The following is a 17,206-nucleotide window of genomic DNA, read 5'->3' as shown; positions in this document are numbered from 1 at the left end:
ATGATCATCGCGGCGGCCCGGGTGGTCACCCCCACCCGGGTCCTCGCGCCGGGATGGGTGCTCGTCGAGGGCGACCGCGTCGCCGACGTCGGCGAGGGCACGCCCGGCCGGCCGGCCGACGTCGACCTGCCCGAGGCGACGCTCGTGCCGGGCTTCGTCGACGTGCACGTCCACGGCGGCGGCGGAGCGTCGTTCGACGCGGGGACGGCGCACGACGCCGCCGCCGTGACCCGGGCGCACCTGGCCCACGGGACGACCACGATGCTGGCCAGCCTGGTCACCGCGACGCCCGAGCGGCTGCTGGCCTCCGTGGCCGAGCTCGCCGCGGCCTCCGAGGACGGCGTGATCGCGGGGCTCCACCTGGAGGGCCCCTGGCTGAGCCCGAAGCGCGCCGGCGCGCACGACCCGGCCCTGCTCACCGAGCCCGACCCGGCGCTGCTGGAGGCGCTGCTCGAGGCCGGGCGCGGCCAGGTCCGGATGGTCACGCTCGCCCCCGAGCTGCCCGGGGGCCTGGACGCGGTGCGCCGGCTGGTGGCGGCCGGAGTCGTGGCAGCGATCGGCCACACGGAGGCGACGTACGACGAGGCGCGGGCGGCGCTCGACGCCGGTGCCCGGGTCGGCACCCACCTCTTCAACGCGATGCGGCCGCTGCACCACCGCGAGCCGGGTCCGATCGCGGCGCTGCTGGAGCGGCCGGACGCCTACGTCGAGCTGATCGCCGACGGCGTCCACGTCCATCCTGCCGCCCTGCGGCTCGCCGCGGAGGCGAAGCCGGACCGGATCGTGCTCGTGACCGACGCGATGGCCGCCGCCGCGGCGGCCGACGGTGACTACCGCCTCGGACGGATGACGGTCACCGTCCGCGATGGGGTGGCGCGGCTGGCCGAGGGCGGCGCGATCGCCGGCTCGACGCTCACCCTGGCCGCAGCCGTCCGGTACGCCGTCCAGGTGGCCGGGCTGTCCCTCGCCGACGCCGTCCGCGCCGCGAGCTCGACGCCCGCCGAGATGCTCGGCCTCCAGGGGATCGGCTCCCTGGTCCCCGGCCATCGCGCCGACCTCGTCGTCCTCGACGAGCAGCTCGACGTCCAGCGCGTCCTGCACCGTGGCCGCTGGGTGACGTGACCTGCCTCGTCTCGTAAGCCGCTCGGTGTGCACAGGCTGGTGTTGCCGCTCGGGCCCTCCACAGGCGCCCGCTGTCTGATCGACGAGTGTCGCCGCCGAGGCATAGCGTCGACCTCATGTTCGACACCCTCATGCGACAGCTCGACGAGGCGGCCTCCACCCTCGCCGACTGCCCGCGTGACCTCTCGGACGCGCAACGCATCGAGCTCCTGCGCAAGGTCGAAGACCTCAAGTGCATCGGGTCGGCCGCCCAGGCCATCACCGCCGTGGACCTCGACGAGTCCCAGCGCGCCGACCAGGTCGCGGCGGGGGTGCGTGCCGAGCGGGTGGGGGAGGGCGTCGCCGAGCAGATCGGCCTCGCCCGTCGCGAGTCACCCCACAAGGCGTCCCGGTTCCTGGGCCTGGCGAAGGTCCTCGAGACAGAGATGCCGCACACCCTGGCGCTGATGCGGCAGGGCCTGCTCAACGAGTGGCGCGCCACGATCCTCGCCCGCGAGACCGCCTGCCTGAGTCGCGAGGACCGCGTCGAGGTCGACGCCCGCCTCTGCGCCAGCGGCGAGGCCGCGGCGATGAGCGACGCCGCCCTGGCCCAGGCCGCGAAGAAGCTCGCGTGCGAGCTCGACGCCGCCGCGGTGACCGCCCGCGCCCGCAAGGCCGAGGCCGAGCGTCGCGTCAGCATCCGCCCCGCCCCCGACACGATGTGCTGGGTCACCGCGCTGCTGCCGGTCAAGCAGGGGGTGAGCGTCCACGCCTCCCTGATCGCCGCGGCCAACACCGCCCGCGCCCAGGGAGACGAGCGGACGAAGGGCCAGGTCATGGCCGACACCCTCGTCGAACGGGTCACCGGCACCCCGGCGGAGGAGACACCCCGGGTCGAGCTCAAGCTCGTGATGACCGACCAGTCCCTGCTCGGGCTGACCGACGACGCGGCCCACCTGGCCGGCTACGGTCCGGTGCCCGCCCCGTGGGCGCGCGCGCTCGCCAAGGACGCCATGGGCAAGGCGCGCGCGTTCATCCGCCGCCTCTACGTCGCTCCCAGCACGGGCAAGCTGCTGGGCATGGACTCCCGCGCCCGCCTCGCCCCCAAGGCTCTCGCCGACTTCGTCTCCACCCGCGACCAGGACCTCTGCCGTACCCCCTGGTGCGGCGCCCCCGTCGCTCAGATCGACCACGTCCAGGCATTCGAGGCCGGTGGCAGGACTTCTGCGGCGAACCTGCAGGGCTTGTGCCAGCGCTGCAACCTCGCCAAGCAGGCCCACGGCTGGACCGCGCTACCCATCGCCGGCCCAGGCCGCCACACGGTCGAGACCACCAGCCCCACTGGCCACCGATATCGCTCCCGCGCCCCCGCCCCACCCGGCCATGCGGACATCTCCACACTCGCCGAACGGTGGACCGACGACGAGACCGCCTGACCGACGGGGGTCATGGGATAACCGCATCTATCGCGGGGGTAAGACGCAACTCTGAACCGCGCGGATCGCGGCATGAGCGGACGTCCTAAGCGAACTCCGCACCCGGTCCGTAGACGTGGTCACGGACGACAGGGTCGCGGACGAGGATGTGGTCGACGAGCGCCCAGAAGTCATCGATGAGCGGATGACCCATCGCTTCCTCACGAGACAACTTCCGTCCGAAGAACGGACTGTCAGTGAACGCAGTCGCGCCAGTGGTCAGCGACGCTCCGGGATCGGACTGCCCAGCGACCTGGCCGACCCGGCATCCGAAGGTGACGTGATCGTCCGCTGCGTCCTCCCATGTCGGGCTGAACACTGCATCGATGAAGACCTCGTGACCGTCGTGGTGGTAGCAGGAGGCTATGTAGACCGCGTGCGCATCGCCATCCCGATGCACGTAGCCCTGAACTCGTTGAAACGGCTGCGAGCAGTGATCGCAGGTGTGCTCGGTGACCGTCGGGTTCGCCTCGATCACAAGCGCAGAGTCAGACACGACGGAACCGTATCCCGTCGCTACGTGGGTGACCTCTCATGGGCATGAGCGGACGATTCACCGCGCCCACACGCGGCGGATAGACGCACCTCGGAGTCATTGGTCCCGTTCTGCGCCGCCCCGAACGACGGTGGGGCTACGGGCGGTGCCGGGCTACTGCTCCAGAAGCGAGGGAATGTCTCGATCCCGGTTAGGCGTCTGGCCATCAGCCAATGCGGCCAGATCAACACCGAAGGCCTCTTCGACGAACGTCATCGTGGCTGGCTGGCCGTCGAGGGACGCTCGGACAAGTTGCGATGTGAAGAGACCACTTCGTGGCAGCCACTTGGCGTTTGCTCGATCAACGGTGGCGTTCCATTCCACGGCGACGATGTACTCGCAGACCGATAGGTCGTCAGAGTCGTGCCCGAGGTTCGGCTCTTCGAGTTCGTCCCGTGCGAGCGCCACACCGATGTTGTTTCTGTAGTTGGCATACGGAACGGCGACAGAGCGCACGACACCAACGCCGACGTAGCCAGCGCCCTTTAGGTAAGCGATGACTACATCTCCCTGCTCGAGTCGACGGATGGCGTCACTCCACTTTCGATGGCCGCCAGCGGCGAGGAATCCGTGCCGCCGACAATCAGCCCAACTGCGGGTCTCGCCCTCGCCGACGTTGACGTAGTAGATGCCATTCTCGAAGTCGAAGCGGGCCAGTCTCTTGTGGAACGTGTCCGGCGGCCGGAAGCGACCGACGTAGTGACCTGAAGCGACGTTGGTCAGGGTCCGACCTAGCTTCCAGATGAGCGTGGTCTCGACCATCAGGGCTTCAGCGGACGTGAGGCCCCTGGCGATGACCCGGATCGTTGGCTCCAGGCCTTGCCGACAGACGGTGGAAGGACGCGCCATCGACCCGTCGTTGCGCGACCGACCGAATTTGCACTGTCAGGCGCCTGCGCCGGCGGTGAGCCGCGCATCCAGGGTGCCGCGAACTCACGCAGCCGAGCGACGGCGGGCACCCCTGTGAAACGAAGACGCTGTCAGTCCTCCCGGCCTGGTCTCCACCAACTTCTCAGGTGGCAACTCTGTCGCAGACTCTTGGTGGTCGCCGATCGAGTGGCCGGCGAGTACATCGCCTGACCCGCAACTCCGATGGGTGACTTCTCCGCGTCCCTCCCGTCGGGGAGACTCAGCGTCATGGATGCCCGCGTAGGACTGTGCGGCTGGACGTTCTCGCAGGCGTCGTACGTGCGGCGCTTCCCCGTGGTCGAGGTGCAGCACACGTTCTACGAACCGCCGGCCGACGCGGTGCTGGCGCGCTGGCGTGCGCAGGTGCCGGCCGACTTCGAGTTCACGATCAAGGCGTGGCAGATCGTCACCCACGAGTCCAACAGCCCCACCTACCGGCGCATGAAGCGGCCTCTCCCGGACTCCGCCCGTGGACAGGTCGGGGCGTTCCGCACGACTCCTCCGGTGCTGGCCGGCTGGCACCGGACCCTCGAGTGCGCCCGGCTCCTCCGGGCGACCGCGGTGCTGCTGCAGTGCCCGAAGAGCTTTCGCCCGACGGCTGACAACCTCGGCCGGCTCCGCACGTTCGTCTCGCAGGTGGAGCGGCCGGCCGGGCGCCTGCTGTGGGAGCCCCGGGGTGAATGGCCCACGGAGCTGCTCACCGAGCTCTGCGCCGAGCTGGACCTGGTCCACGTAGTCGATCCGATGCAGACCGAGACGGTCACGCCGGACCGGACCTACTACCGGCTGCACGGCACCACAGGCTCGCGACACGTCCACACCGATGACGAGCTGCGGCGGCTCCGGGACCTGGTCGGCGGCCGACCGTCGCCGTACGTCATGTTCAACAACCTGCCCCGCACCGACGACGCGGAGCGGTTCCGCGCTCTGCTGTCTGCGTAGGGCATGTCCCCGCCTCCGGTGATGATGGAGCGATGACGACCTACTCAGGCACCGACGAGTTCGAGGGCGCGACCTTCGTCAGGGCAAGCTTCAAGGGCGCGACGCTGCGGTTCTCCGACGTCAGCGGCGTGACGATGCGCAGCGTCGACGTGGGCGGGCTCGACATCGACAGCCATGACCTGTTCTTCGGCAGTCTGTTCGTCAACGGGGTGGACGTGGTGCCGCTCGTGGACGCCGAGCTCAACCGGCAGTTCCCTGGCCGTGAGCTGCAGAAGGCGGAGACACCCGAGGGACTGCGCGAGGGGTGGGTCGCGGTCCAGGCCGCGTGGCAGGAGACGGTGGCGGGCACGCCGCCCGAGCTGGTGGACGCGCACGTCGAGGAGGAGTGGTCCCTGGTTCAGACCCTGCGACACCTCGTCCTGGCGACGGACGCATGGCTCCGCGGCGGCATCCTGCGTATGCCGCAACCGTTCCACGAGATCGGCCAGATCTTCACGGGTGCCGAGGAGATGGGCTTCGACATGTCGATCTTCCGCGCCGAGCCGCCGGCCTACGACGAGGTCCTCGCGGTGCGCGCCGAGCGACAGCAGCTGGTGACGGACTTCCTGGCCACGGCGACGCCGGAGCTGCTGGCGGAGGAACGCGACAACCCGTGGGGCGGAGACGACTGGCACCCCAGCGTCGGCGACTGCATCCGGGTCATCCTGGAGGAGGAGTGGGCGCACCTGCGCTACGTCCGTCGCGACCTCGCCCGGCTGCGCTGAGTCAGGCGCTGGTGACCCCGGCGATCAGCCCCCGATGCGGTCGAGCGCGGCGAGGTCGTCGGCGGACAGGGTGAGACCGGCGCCGGCGACGTTCTCCCGCAGGTGCGCGACCGACGACGTGCCAGGGATCAGCAGGATGTTGGGCGAGCGCTGGAGCAGCCACGCGAGGGCGACCGACATCGCGGTGGCGCCGAGGCGGTCGGCAACCGCCGTCAGCTCGGCCGACTGGAGCGGCGAGAAGCCGCCGAGCGGGAAGTACGGCACGTAGGCGATCCCCTGCTCCGCCAGGCGGTCCACGAGGTCGTCGTCCTCGCGGTGCGCGAGGTTGTACTGGTTCTGCACGCACACCACCGGCGCGATCTGCTGCGCCTCGGCGACCTGCTCGGCCGTGACGGTGCTCAGGCCGAGGTGACGGATCAGGCCCTGCTCGCGCAGCTCGGCCAGCGTCCCGAACGTCTCGGCTAGCGAGCCCGGCTCGGGGGAGTCGAACCCGCCGAGACGCACGTTGACGACGTCGAGGACCTCGAGGCCCAGGTTGGTCAGGTTGTCGTGGACCGCCTGCCGCAGCTGGTCCGGCGTACGCGCCGGCGGCCAGCCGCCCTCGGCGTCGCGGACGTTGCCGACCTTCGTGACCAGGTGCAGGTCCTCGGGGTAGGGGTGCAGCGCCTCGCGGATGATCTGGTTGGTGACGTGGGGGCCGTAGAAGTCGCTGGTGTCGATGTGGGTGATGCCGAGGTCGACGGCCTCGCGCAGCACGGCGACGGCGCCGTCGCGGTCGGCGGGCGGGCCGAAGACGTGGGGCCCGGCGAGCTGCATGGCGCCGTAGCCCACGCGGGTGACGGTGAGGTCGCCGAGCTCGAAGGTGCCGCCGGGGAGGGTGGTGTCTGAAGTGGTCATGCCGCCACTGTGGTCCGGGCTGGCTCGGACACCCAGACCCCTGCTGATCCTGGGAGTGGCAGGGACAGGGACGGGTGCCGTCGCGCGGCTACCGTGGAGGCGTGAGCCAGGACAACCGGTTGGGTGACTACCTGCGGGCGCGGCGCGAGCTCGTGGCGCCGCAGGACGTCGGCCTGCCCGTGCACGGCGTACGCCGGGTGGCCGGCCTGCGGCGCGAGGAGGTCGCGATGCTCGCCGGGATCAGCTCCGACTACTACCTGCGCCTCGAGCAGGGCCGCGACCGCAACCCGTCGGTCCAGGTGCCCAGCTGCTGGAGGTGATCGGGCTGCCGGCGTACGTCGAGGGGCGCTACCTCGACGTGCTCGCCACCAACCCGCTGGCCCGGGCGCTCTCGCCGGCCATACGCGTCGGCGAGAACCGGATCCGCTCGCTCTTCCTCGACCCCGCGGAGCGCGAGCGCTTCCCCGACTGGGACCGGATGGTGCCGCGACTGGTCGCGGGCTTCCGCGGCCGGATCGGGGACGCCATCGACGACCCTCGCGTCGTCCAGCTCGTCGGCGAGCTGTCGCTCGGGAGCGAGGAGTTCCGCAAGGCGTGGGCTCGCCACGACGTCAGGCCGGTGCAGAGCAAGAGCGTCCGGATGACCCATCCCCAGGTCGGGGAGCTGACCCTGCTCCTGTCCAAGCTCGCGATCGAGGGCACCGACGGCCAGCTCCTCGTCGTCCACCACGCCGAGCACGGCACGGTGGGCGCCGAGCGGTTGGCGCTGCTCGGGTCGCTCACGGCACCGGACGCCACCGAGCGCCGAGGACGTGCGCAGCCCGGCCTCGAGGTCCCCTGAGCCGAGCTTCGGGGCCTCGTGGAGGGGTACCGAACGGTGCAGGCGACCGCAGGAGTCGTCGAGCGCACAGCCACGGAGACGGTGACCGCATGCGAGTCGTGACCATGAACGTCTGGGCGCGCCACGGCGACTGGGACGCCCGCCGGGAGGTCCTGCGCGAGACGTTGACCGGGCTCCGACCTGACCTGGTCGCGCTCCAGGAGACCGTGGTCACCGACCACTACGACCAGGTCGTCGACCTGCTCGGCCATGACCTGCACGTCGCCCACCAGTGGCGCCGCGAGAGCGACGGGACCGGCATGTCCCTGGCCAGCCGGTGGCCGCTCGTCGAGGTGGTCGAGCAGGACTTCCTGGTCACCGAACGCGTCGACTCGCGGGAGTTCCCCGGCTCGCTGCTGGCCGCGAGGGTCGAGGCGCCGTCGCCGTACGGCGCCCTGTGGTTCGCCAGTCCGAAGCCGTCGTTCCGGTTGGGCCACGAGCGCGAGCGCGAGCTCCAGGCGGTGGGGATGGCGACCCGGCTCGAGGAGCTGGTGCGCCAACGTGGCGGCCACGTCGTGCTCGCCAGCGACTTCGACGCGACGCCCGAGTCAGCCAGCATGAGGTTCTGGGCGGGTCTTCAGTCCCTGGGCGGCACCAGCGTCGCCTACCGCGACGTCTGGGCGACCGCCCACCCCGGCGAGCCGGGTCACACCTTCTGCCCCGCCAACCCCCTCGTCACGAGCGGCACCTGGCCGTTGGAGACGGGGCGGCGCATCGACTACGTCTGGGTGCGCTGCGGACCGCACGGCCCGACCCTGCGGGTCGACTCCTGCGAGCTGCTCCTCGACACGCCCCAGGACGACGTGTGGGCCAGCGACCACGCCGGCGTGGTCGCCGACCTGAGCGTCCTTCAGACGCCGCGGCGCTGACGGTCCAGCAGATCGGCGAGCGCCTCGTCGAGGTCGGGGAAGCGGAAGTCGAAGCCCGCATCGAGCAGCCGGGACGGCACCGCACGCCGACCGGTGAGCGCGAGCGCCGGATCGGTCCGCAGCAGCACGGCGCCGAGACGGACCAACGCGGCCGGTGTCGGGGGCGCCGCGGGCCGGTGGAGGCTGTGCCGCAGGGCTGCCATCAGGTCCGTATTGCGCACCGGGCGCGGCCCGGTCGCGTGGACGACCCCGGACAGCTCGCCGTCGGGGTCGAGGAGGCGCCGTACGACGGCGAGCCAGTCCTCCACGTGGATCCAGCTCACCCACTGGTCGCCCGTCCCCACGCGACCGCCGAGGCCCCAACGAGCGAGCGACAGCAGCCGGTCGAGGGCCGGGGTGTCGTTGTCCAGGACGATGCCCGTGCGCAGCACGGTCATCCGCCGGGCGTTCGCTCCAACCGCGGCTGCCTCCCACGCCGTCGCGACGCTCGTCATCTGCGGTGGCTCGCTCGCCGGCGGGGCGGACTCGTCCAGGACCCGGTCGCCGGCGTCGCCGTAGATCGCCAGCGTGCTCGCCTGCACCCACACCGGCACCGGATCGGCGAGGGACGCACTTGCCTCCACCAGCGCGCGCGTGGGCTCCACCCGCGACCGGGTCAGCAGGTCGACGTTCGCAGGGGTGGGCCGGCGGTCGACCAGCTCGCCGGCGAGGTTGATCACCGCGCTGCCCGCGAGCTCGGCGGACCAGGCGCCGACCCTGCGTCCGTCCCACTCGACCTGGCGGAAGGGGCCCGGCCGCACGCGTCGGGTCAGGACCACGACCTCGTGGCCGGCGGCCCCGAGGTGGGCGCAGAGCCGCCGTCCCAGCGCGCCGGAGCCTCCGGCGATGACGACCTTCATGGTGGCGAAGGTAGGCCATCGCCGCGGTGGAGGGTCAGCCGTCCCGGTGCGGCAGGGTCACCCGGAACGTGCTGCCCCGGCCGACCTCGCTGTCCAGCGTCACCTCACCGCCGTGGGCGGCGACGATCGAGCTGACGATGTTGAGCCCCAGGCCGGTGCCGGGGATCTGGTTCTGGAGAGCCTCGCCGCCGCGGAAGAACCGCTCGAAGACCTGCGCGGCCTCCGCCGGCGCGATGCCGATGCCGGTGTCGCGCACCTCGAGCTCCACGGTCTCCTCGACCCGGCGCAGCGTGACGTGGACCGATCCGCCGGGCCGGCTGTACTTCACGGCGTTCGACAGCAGGTTGTCCACGACCTGGCGCACGCGCTGCTCGTCGAGCAGGGCGCCGAGGTGCTCGGGGGCGTCGAGCTCGAGCGTCACGTCGGCGTTGGCGGCCAGCGCCCGCGCCGCCTCGACCGCGTGCCGTACCAGCGCCGCCAGGTCCACCGCGTCGCGGTGCAGCGGCAGCTGGCCCTCGCCGAGCTCGCCGACGTGCAGCAGGTCGGAGACCAGCGTCTCGAGGCGCGAGGCGTTGCGCCGTACGACGCGCAGCTGGGCGGCGACGTCGGCCGGCAGGTCCTCGCGGCCGCCGATGATCTCGAGGTAGCCGAGCACCGAGGTGAGCGGCGTCCGCAGCTCGTGGGACACCGACGACACGAACTCGTCCTTCACCTGCATCGCCCGCATCAGGTCGGTGATGTCCTGGTAGGCCAGCGCGGCGCCCAGCTTCTCGCCCGACGCGCTGCGCACCTGCCGCGCCGACGTCGAGTACGCCGACCGGGTGAGCGGGTCGTCGCCGACCCAGTAGGCGTAGTCGTCGAACTCCTCGCCCTGGGCGGCCCGGTACGACGGCATCTCATCGCGGGTCATCAACGTCTGGCCGTCGAGTCGGTAGACGTGCCCGAGCTGGCCCGCGACGCCGTCGTGGCCGTCGGGGAAGGGCTGCCGCATCGTCTCGTGGTGGCGGCGGTTCATCCGCTCGTAGCGACCGTCGCGGCCGATCAGCAGCAGCCCCACGCCCACCGTCTCGAAGATCGCCTCGAGGGCCTGGCGCTCCCGCTCGAGCTCGGCGTTGGTGCTCGTGAGCCGCGCCCGCTGCTCCTCCGCCTCGGTGACGTCGAGGATCTGGGAGATGAAGTGCAGCGGGCGCCCGTCCGTCCCGCGCACCAGCGCCGCCGACAGGTCGCCCCACACGACGTGGCCGTCGCGGTGCAGGTAGCGCTTGCGCAGGCGGAAGGAGTCGATGTCGCCGTCCAGGCAGCGCTGCACCATCGCCAGGTCGCCGGCGAGGTCGTTGGGGTGGGTGATCTCCTGGAAGCCGCCCTGGGCCAGCTGCTCGGCGTCGTAGCCGAGCATGTCGCCCATCGCCGGGTTCACGCGCAGCAGGCGCCCGTCGGGCGCGACCAGCGCCATCCCGATGGGGGAGTGCTGGAGGGTGAGGTTCCACAGGTCCGAGCCGTCGGAGGAGCCCTGCACCGGAACCCCTCACGCCTCAGAAATGCGCCCACAGATGGTCGAGGCACAGCGTAGGGGAAACGGGGCGCCGCGCGTCGCGCTTCACCGCAAACGTGCAGGTCAGCCCGGCCCTCTGACGCCCCGTGGGGCAGAGCCAGGCCGGGTCAGCCCCGGACAGAGACGCCTGTCTCGTCCCGCGCCGCGTCCGCCCCACGGCCCACGACGCGCTCCCAGGGCCGCTCGCCGCTCTCCGCCTCGATAGCCGGCAGCAGCCGATCGAGCCAGCGCGGGAGCCACCAGCTGCGGTGACCGAGCATGGTCATGGTGGCCGGCACGAGCACCATCCGGACGACGGTGGCGTCGAGCAGGATGGCCACCGCCATCCCCACACCGAGCTGCTGGACGACGAGGTCGGACTCGGTGGCGAAGCCCAGGAAGACGGCGACCATGACGGCGGCGGCGGTCGAGATGACGCGCCCGGTGGCGGCGAGGCCGCGTACGACGCTGCCCCGCGCGTCGCCGGTCTGCAGCCAGTCCTCACGGATCCGGGAGAGCAGGAAGACCTCGTAGTCCATGGACAGCCCGAAGAGGACCGCGAACATCAGGATCGGGAGGAAGCTGGACACGGGCACGGTCTCCTCGAACCCGAGCAGCCCCGCACCCCAGCCCCACTGGAAGACCGCGGTCACGACGCCGTAGGCGGCCCCGATCGACAACAGGTTGAGGACCGCCGCCTTCACCGGGACGACCACCGAGCGGAACATGGCGGCGAGGAGGAGGACTGACAGCAGGATGACGAAGCCCACCACGAGCCAGATCCGCTCGGCCATCAGCCCCGAGATGTCGGAGAACAAGGCGGTGCTGCCGGTCACCTCGGCGGCGTCCAGGTCGTCTCGCAGCTGCTCGACCAGGTCAGGGGTGCGGGCGTCGGAGGGGCCGAAGGCGGGCTCTGCCTGGATGACGGCCACCTCGCCGTCGGGCGACACCAACGGCTCGCCCACCGCGGCGATGCCGTCGGTCTCGGCCAGCTGCGCTGTCGCGGCTGCGACGCCGGCGTCGCCGATCGCCGCCCGGTCCACCACGACCGTCAACGGCCCGTTCGCGCCCGGGCCGAGCTCGGCGGCGATGATGTCGTAGGCCTGGCGGGTCGTGGACTCGGCGGGACTGTCGGAGACGTCGCGGGGCCAGGTCCGCATCGCGAGGGTGGGTGCGGCCAGGGTGATCAGGAACAGCGTCGCGGCGAGGGTCCACACCATCGGTCGGCGTCCGACGCCCATCGCCCAACGGGCTGCGAGAGGCTCGCGCCGCGGTCGCGTCCGGCGCGGCGGCAGCCCCCTGCGCTCCCGCTTCGGGAGGAGACGCCGACCGAAGAGGCCGCACAGCGCCGGCACGAGGGTCAGCGCGGTCGCAGCCACGGCGACCACGGCGATGCCGGTCGCGAGTCCGAGCGAGGAGTAGATCGGCAGCCCGGCCAGCGGCAGCCCCATGAGCGAGACGAGCACGATCGCCGAGGCGAACACGACCGAGCGGCCCGCCGTCGCAGTGGCCCGTCCGGCGGCCTCGGGGACCGTCACGCCGTCGTTGCGCAGGTGCTCCAGGAAGCGCGTGATCAGCAGCAGGGCGTAGTCGATGCCCACACCGAGGCCCACCATGAGCGCCACGGTGGGCGCGGACGTGCTCACGCTCATCACGCCGGCGAGCAGCGTCACCCCCGCCACCGAGACGGCGAGCCCGACCAGGGCGACGAGGAGCGGCAGACCGGCAGTCACGACGGTGCCGAGCACGAGGGTCATCAGGATGAGCGCGACCACCACCCCGGCGATCTCGCCGGTGCCCTCCACCTCGCCCGGGCCGGCGTTCGGCAGCTCACCACCGAGCTCGACCTGCAGCTCGTCGCCGACGACCTCTGCTGCCGCCTCCTCCATCGCCTCGACACCGGCGCCGCCGGTCAGGTCGGGATGGGTGACGGGGACGTCGAACACCACCGTCAGCACGGCGGTGTCCCGGTCCGCCGACCAGCGAGGTGCGCTGACCGAGGTGGCGTGGTCGAGCTCGGACAGACGGGACGTGAGGTCGGCGACGGCCGTGTCGTCCACGGCGTCGCCGGCTCGGTCGTGGACCACGACCAGCGCCGAGCTGCCCGCCACCGCGGACTCGGGGAAGTGCTCGCGCAGCTGCTCCACACCGGTCTGGGCCGCGGCCCGGTCGATGTTGAAGTCGTCCTGCGGCGTACCGCCGACGGCACCGGCGGCCAGGAACGCCACGACGGCGACACCCAGCCAGACGGCGATGGTGCGCCACGGGTGGCCCGCGGTGCGCAGGCCGAGTCGATAGAGCAAGCGGGTCATGGTCGGTCCTCAGGGCTGGTCAGGGCAGGGGAGGGCGCGGCACGGCAAGGCCGTGCCGCGCCGGAGGGCGGGTCAGGAGTGAGGCAGGGTCAGGAGCGGGGCACGGTCAGGACATGACCTGGGCGCCGATGACGGTGAGCATCTGGAGCTTGTCGTAGCTCGGGGTGCCGGGATCGGCGGTGTAGACCAGGAGCCGGTGCGACTGGTGGGGGTCGAGCAGGACCTGGCAGTTGAGGTCGAGCCGGCCGACCTCGGGGTGCTGGAAGCGCTTGACCTCGTCGGGCTCGAGCCCGATCTCGTGGTCGGCCCACAGGGCGCGGAACTCCTCGCTCTGCTCGAGCAGGAGGTAGGCCAGCTCGACTGCGCGCGACCCCGGGCCGCGCACGGCGGCGATCCCGCGCAGCCCGGCGGCGTACATACGGGAGAGGAACTCGTGGTCCTCGGCGACGTAGATGTCGCGGGTGCTCGGGTCGGCGAACCACCGGAAGCCGTTGCTCCGGGCGGGACCGGTGAAGCGGGTCCAGTCACCGACCAGGGCGACCCGGGGCGGGGTCTGGCGCAGCGTCTCGCCCAGCTCGGTCACGATCTCGGCCGGGGTGTCCGTGAGGCGGTCGAGGATCCGCAGCAGTCCCGGGCTGACGTGCTCGCTGCTGGGTCCGCGGGCAGGTGGCTGGTGCCCGGCGAGGCGGAAGAGGTGGTCGCGCTCGGGGACGGTCAGGTGAAGCCCTTGGGCGATCGAGGCGATCATCTGCTCGGAGGGCTGAGGGCCGCGCTCCTGCTCGAGGCGTGAGTAGTAGTCGGTCGACATGTGGCACAGCACGGCGACCTCCTCGCGCCGCAGGCCGCTGGTTCGACGTCGCTGTCCCCGCGGCATCCCGACGTCCTCGGGCTGCAGTGCCTCACGGCGACGACGCAGGAACTCCGCCAGCTGCGTCCGGTCGATCATGATCAGTCTCCTGCTCCGGCGACCGACGGAAGGTCGCCCGCGGCGTCCGCGAAGCTGACTCCGGCGAGCTTCTCGGAGGCCAGCCAGATGCGCTTGGCCTCCTCCTCGTCGCGCAGAGGCTTGTACAGCGGCTGCTCCGCGGGCGCTCCGCCCAGGTGCTGGAACCCTCGTGGGCCGTAGAGGAGACCGCCCTCAGCGTCAGGCGAGGTGGCGGCGAGAAGCGCGGGAAGGGCGGCGCTCTGGACGGTGCCGGCGAGGAGACCCCGCTTGGAGAGGGCGCGGATCACGCGTACGCCGACGGTGTCCCGGTCGCGGCCGAGCTCGGCCCGGGCGGCGAGCAGGCTGGTCGGGGCGACGCCGGGGTGGGAGAGGTTGCTGGTGATGCCCCAGCCCAATGCCTTGCTCCGGCGATCGAGCTCGAGGCCGAAGAGCCCGAACGCGATCTTCGACTGCCGGTAGGCGTTCCCGCCGTGGTAGGAGCGTTCCCAGTTCAGGTCGTCCCAGTTGATGCTCCCACTGGCGGCGGCGATGCTGATCTGGGAGGTGATGCGGGCCCGCCCGGCCCGCAGCAGCGGCATCAGGTGAGCGACCAGCGCGACGTGGCCGAGGTGGTTGGTGCCCATCTGCAGCTCGTAGCCGTCGGCGGTCGTCTGTCGCTCCGGAGGCGTCATCACCCCGGCGTTGTTAATGAGGAGGTGGATCGGCGCCCCCTCGGCGCGCAGCGTCGCGCCGAGGGCGGCGACGGAGTCAAGCGAGGACAGGTCGAGCGCGTGCAGGAGCACGGTCGCGCCGGGTGCGGCGGCGCGGATCTCGGCGGCGGCCGCCTGTCCCTTGCCCTGGTTGCGCACCGGCAGGAGGAGCTCCGCGCCGGCGGCGGCGAGGCGCTTGGCTATCTCGAGGCCGATGCCGTCGCTGCCCCCGGACAGGACCGCGCGCTTGCCGGCCAGGCTCGGGACGGTGAGGTCGATTTGGGTGCGAGGCATGTTGTCACTCCTAGTGGTCCACGGTGGACTGGTGCCTCCACAGTCGCGCAGATCCACCGCGCTATTCAGGGTCTGCCGATCCCCCCTTCGTGCTGGCTCAGACGAGCCGGTCGCTGGCGCGACCCGGCTCAGCGCCGAACTCGACCTCGCGCGACCCCTGGTGCTCCCCGTGCCAGTCCAGGCAGAGCACGGTCGCGTCGTCTCGCAGCGTGCCGCCCGTGGCCTCCAGGGCGCTGTCGGCGAGCGCGCGCACGACCTCGCGCGGATGAAGCTCGTGGCTCTCGAGGATCGCGCGATGGACGGCGACGTCCATGTCGTTGCGGTCGAGCATCCCGTCGGTGAGCAGGACGAGCCGGTCCCCGGGTCGCAGCTGCACGCGCGTGCTGCCGTACGTCGTGTCCTCGAACATCCCGAGCGCCAGGTCCACGCGCAGCTCGAGAGAGGTCAGCGCGCCGTCGCGCAGGAGATAAGGCGCGACGTGTCCGGCGTTGAGCAGATCCAGCGCCCCGCTCTTCAGCGCGAGTCGTCCGACGATCCCGGTCACGAAGTCCTCGCCGGTGCCCCGCGGGTAATCGCACAGCGCCGCGTTGGTCGACTCGGCCTGCTCCACGAGCGACATCCCGCTTCGGCGGCCACCACGCAGACCCGCCAGGCACATGCTCGCGGTCAGGGCGGCCTCGACCCCGTGCCCCATGGCGTCCGTGAGCGACAGGTGCAGGAAGTCGCGCGCCAGGCTGTAGTCGAACGTGTCGCCGCCGATCGTCGCTGCCGGCTCGAGCCACCCGGCGAGCGTGAAGGCTGCCGCCTCGCAGGTGCGTGCGGCCGGCAGCAGACGCTGCTGGATCTCCGCGGACAGGCTGTAGTTCTCCGTGCGCTGGCCCCACTCGTACAGGTCCGTGTGCCGCCGGTTGGCGATCACCACGAACGCCAGCAGGTGAGCCACCCGCGCGATCTCGGCCACGGTCTCGTCGGCCGGCTTCTCCGGCAGGAACAGCTCCAGCAGCCCGATGGACTCGCCTCGCTCGGTCACCGGCGCGAGGAGCCGGTGACGGCCGGGCGGCGTCGTGGCGACCTCGGGCCCAATCACCTGCACCGTCTGCGTCCGCAGCGCCTGCTCATCCGGTCCGCCGTCGAGGGCCACCAGGGTCGCTGAGTCCTCGTCATGCCGACGTTCGTCGTCGTCCGGGCTGCCCCCGAAGCGCGCCCCGACCGAGGGAATGTGAGCCAGGCGGACGAGTGCCCTGCCGGACGCGTCGGTGATTAGGAACGACACCTCGGTCGCCCCGAAGGCGAGCGCCAGCTCGTGGGCCACCTCCTCGGCAGCCCGCACGGGCGAGGCGACCTCAGCCGCCTGCAAGAGTCGGCCGACGTTCAGCTCCCCCTGCGCCACCTCCGAAGCATAGGGCAGGTCCCGTCGCGCCAGGGTGTGGCGCGAACGCCCTCTATTCGACGTCTTGCCACGCGATCCTTGCCACGAAGTCCCGGCCTGCGGGCCGTCCCCTTGGCCGAGCTTTGCGCAGTGGCACGCCTATGGGCGGCGAGAGGGCGTGGCTGTTAGCGAATCTTCGCTAGATACTCGGCGTGCTCGCCCCAGAACACCTGTTCCCACCTAACAGCTGCGGCGAAGGACTCGCTGCGAGCATTCCCAACCCAACGTGTGCCCAGCGCCTCGATGAGGAGGGCTTCTATATCCGCTACTGAACTGCGTGAGTCGGTGAGTACGCCGGCGGGCACTTGACCAAGACGCTGAAAACCGGTGGCATCGGTGCCCTTCAATACTCGACGCCAGCCGAACCACGAGAACCGGTTCCAACGTTCGCGGTGCGGACTGGTGTCCTTTTGATGCTGCCGTAGCCTCACGCCAAGTGCTTGCTCGAAGGTCTTGCCCACGTAGTACGGCCCATGGTCGTTGTAGAGCACATAGATGCCACGTTGGTCCCAAAAGTTTGCGACCTGTAGGGCGCCGCGGTTCTTGTTGACTCGGCCGAGCAGTTCTAGCGAGCCGTGTTCACCCCACCAGTCAACTTCGTCGCGTGACCAGAACATGCCGTAAGCACGAATGAATCCCGACTTGGCTCGCTGCTGCTTTGAAAGTTGATCTTCGTCGACCACAAGGTGTGTCTATCGCACCAGACCCTCGGGCGTCTTCAGATCGCGTGGTCG

The 17,206-nt window shown here is 71.3% G+C and carries 17 protein-coding genes; 7 read left to right on the top strand and 10 right to left on the bottom strand.

Annotated features, from left to right (window positions below; all coding sequences use genetic code 11):
• Both nagA and IRQ30_RS08365 read left to right on the top strand, forming a co-directional pair.
• Positions 1-1,122 carry an N-acetylglucosamine-6-phosphate deacetylase gene (nagA, locus tag IRQ30_RS08370; RefSeq protein ID WP_193612468.1) on the top strand — a complete coding sequence of 374 codons (1,122 nt, stop codon included), beginning with the start codon at positions 1-3 and terminating at the stop codon, positions 1,120-1,122.
• A 116-nt stretch (positions 1,123-1,238) separates the two neighbouring features.
• Positions 1,239-2,537 carry an HNH endonuclease gene (locus IRQ30_RS08365; RefSeq protein WP_193612467.1) on the top strand — a complete coding sequence of 433 codons (1,299 nt, stop codon included), beginning with the start codon at positions 1,239-1,241 and terminating at the stop codon, positions 2,535-2,537.
• A gap of 85 nt (positions 2,538-2,622) precedes the next feature.
• Here IRQ30_RS08365 and IRQ30_RS08360 read toward each other — a convergent pair whose 3' ends face one another.
• Both IRQ30_RS08360 and IRQ30_RS08355 read right to left on the bottom strand, forming a co-directional pair.
• A complete protein-coding gene (locus tag IRQ30_RS08360; RefSeq protein WP_193612466.1) occupies positions 2,623-3,072 on the bottom strand; it encodes a hypothetical protein in 450 nt (149 codons plus the stop codon).
• A 153-nt stretch (positions 3,073-3,225) separates the two neighbouring features.
• Complete coding sequence (locus IRQ30_RS08355; RefSeq protein WP_193612465.1) at positions 3,226-3,873, bottom strand: GIY-YIG nuclease family protein; 648 nt, start codon at positions 3,871-3,873, stop codon at positions 3,226-3,228.
• A gap of 375 nt (positions 3,874-4,248) precedes the next feature.
• On the opposite strand from IRQ30_RS08355, the gene IRQ30_RS08350 reads away from it, so the two are divergent.
• Both IRQ30_RS08350 and IRQ30_RS08345 read left to right on the top strand, forming a co-directional pair.
• Positions 4,249-4,962 (top strand): DUF72 domain-containing protein, encoded by a 714-nt coding sequence (locus IRQ30_RS08350; protein WP_193612464.1) that lies wholly within the window; start codon positions 4,249-4,251, stop codon positions 4,960-4,962.
• 32 nt (positions 4,963-4,994) lie between these two features.
• Positions 4,995-5,726, top strand: a complete 732-nt coding sequence (locus tag IRQ30_RS08345) for a DinB family protein (RefSeq protein WP_193612463.1) — start codon at positions 4,995-4,997, stop codon at positions 5,724-5,726.
• A 24-nt stretch (positions 5,727-5,750) separates the two neighbouring features.
• On the opposite strand, the gene IRQ30_RS08340 is transcribed toward IRQ30_RS08345, so the two are convergent.
• Positions 5,751-6,623, bottom strand: coding sequence for an aldo/keto reductase family oxidoreductase (locus IRQ30_RS08340; protein ID WP_193612462.1), 873 nt, complete (start codon positions 6,621-6,623; stop codon positions 5,751-5,753).
• Between the two features lie 101 nt (positions 6,624-6,724).
• Here IRQ30_RS08340 and IRQ30_RS23310 point away from each other — a divergent pair, with 101 nt between their 5' ends.
• The 3 genes from IRQ30_RS23310 (at position 6,725) to IRQ30_RS08330 (ending at position 8,372) form a co-directional block, all read left to right on the top strand.
• Positions 6,725-6,943: a helix-turn-helix domain-containing protein gene (locus tag IRQ30_RS23310; protein WP_338089621.1), complete on the top strand. Its 219-nt coding sequence runs from the start codon at positions 6,725-6,727 to the stop codon at positions 6,941-6,943.
• Positions 6,940-7,464 (top strand): MmyB family transcriptional regulator, encoded by a 525-nt coding sequence (locus IRQ30_RS08335; protein ID WP_338089620.1) that lies wholly within the window; start codon positions 6,940-6,942, stop codon positions 7,462-7,464. The genes IRQ30_RS23310 and IRQ30_RS08335 overlap by 4 nt, the downstream gene beginning before the upstream one ends.
• Positions 7,465-7,553: 89 nt before the next feature.
• Positions 7,554-8,372 (top strand): endonuclease/exonuclease/phosphatase family protein, encoded by an 819-nt coding sequence (locus IRQ30_RS08330; protein WP_193612461.1) that lies wholly within the window; start codon positions 7,554-7,556, stop codon positions 8,370-8,372.
• Here IRQ30_RS08330 and IRQ30_RS08325 read toward each other — a convergent pair.
• The 7 genes from IRQ30_RS08325 to IRQ30_RS08295 all read right to left on the bottom strand — a co-directional run bounded on the left by IRQ30_RS08325 (position 8,354) and on the right by IRQ30_RS08295 (position 17,155).
• On the bottom strand, positions 8,354-9,271 hold the full coding sequence (locus tag IRQ30_RS08325; protein WP_193612460.1) for a TIGR01777 family oxidoreductase: 918 nt from the start codon (positions 9,269-9,271) through the stop codon (positions 8,354-8,356). The two genes, IRQ30_RS08330 and IRQ30_RS08325, sit on opposite strands and share 19 nt — an antisense overlap.
• Positions 9,272-9,305: 34 nt before the next feature.
• The gene (locus IRQ30_RS08320) at positions 9,306-10,787 is read right to left on the bottom strand and encodes an ATP-binding protein (protein ID WP_193612459.1); all 1,482 of its coding nucleotides are present in this window, start codon (positions 10,785-10,787) and stop codon (positions 9,306-9,308) included.
• 143 nt (positions 10,788-10,930) lie between these two features.
• Positions 10,931-13,114, bottom strand: coding sequence for an MMPL family transporter (locus IRQ30_RS08315; RefSeq protein ID WP_193612458.1), 2,184 nt, complete (start codon positions 13,112-13,114; stop codon positions 10,931-10,933).
• Positions 13,115-13,220: 106 nt separating this feature from the next.
• Positions 13,221-14,060, bottom strand: a complete 840-nt coding sequence (locus IRQ30_RS08310) for a helix-turn-helix transcriptional regulator (protein ID WP_193612457.1) — start codon at positions 14,058-14,060, stop codon at positions 13,221-13,223.
• 2 nt (positions 14,061-14,062) lie between these two features.
• Positions 14,063-15,043: an SDR family oxidoreductase gene (locus IRQ30_RS08305; RefSeq protein WP_193612456.1), complete on the bottom strand. Its 981-nt coding sequence runs from the start codon at positions 15,041-15,043 to the stop codon at positions 14,063-14,065.
• Positions 15,044-15,140: 97 nt separating this feature from the next.
• On the bottom strand, positions 15,141-16,433 hold the full coding sequence (locus tag IRQ30_RS08300) for a SpoIIE family protein phosphatase (RefSeq protein ID WP_193612455.1): 1,293 nt from the start codon (positions 16,431-16,433) through the stop codon (positions 15,141-15,143).
• 164 nt (positions 16,434-16,597) lie between these two features.
• Positions 16,598-17,155 carry a GIY-YIG nuclease family protein gene (locus IRQ30_RS08295; RefSeq protein ID WP_193612454.1) on the bottom strand — a complete coding sequence of 186 codons (558 nt, stop codon included), beginning with the start codon at positions 17,153-17,155 and terminating at the stop codon, positions 16,598-16,600.
• Between the last annotated feature and the right edge of the window lie 51 nt (positions 17,156-17,206).

Source organism: Nocardioides lijunqiniae (assembly GCF_015024225.1).
GTDB classification, from domain to species: domain Bacteria; phylum Actinomycetota; class Actinomycetes; order Propionibacteriales; family Nocardioidaceae; genus Nocardioides; species Nocardioides lijunqiniae.
The sequence above is the reverse complement of the archived record's forward strand: the minus strand, read 5'-3'. Positions and strand labels throughout refer to the sequence as shown.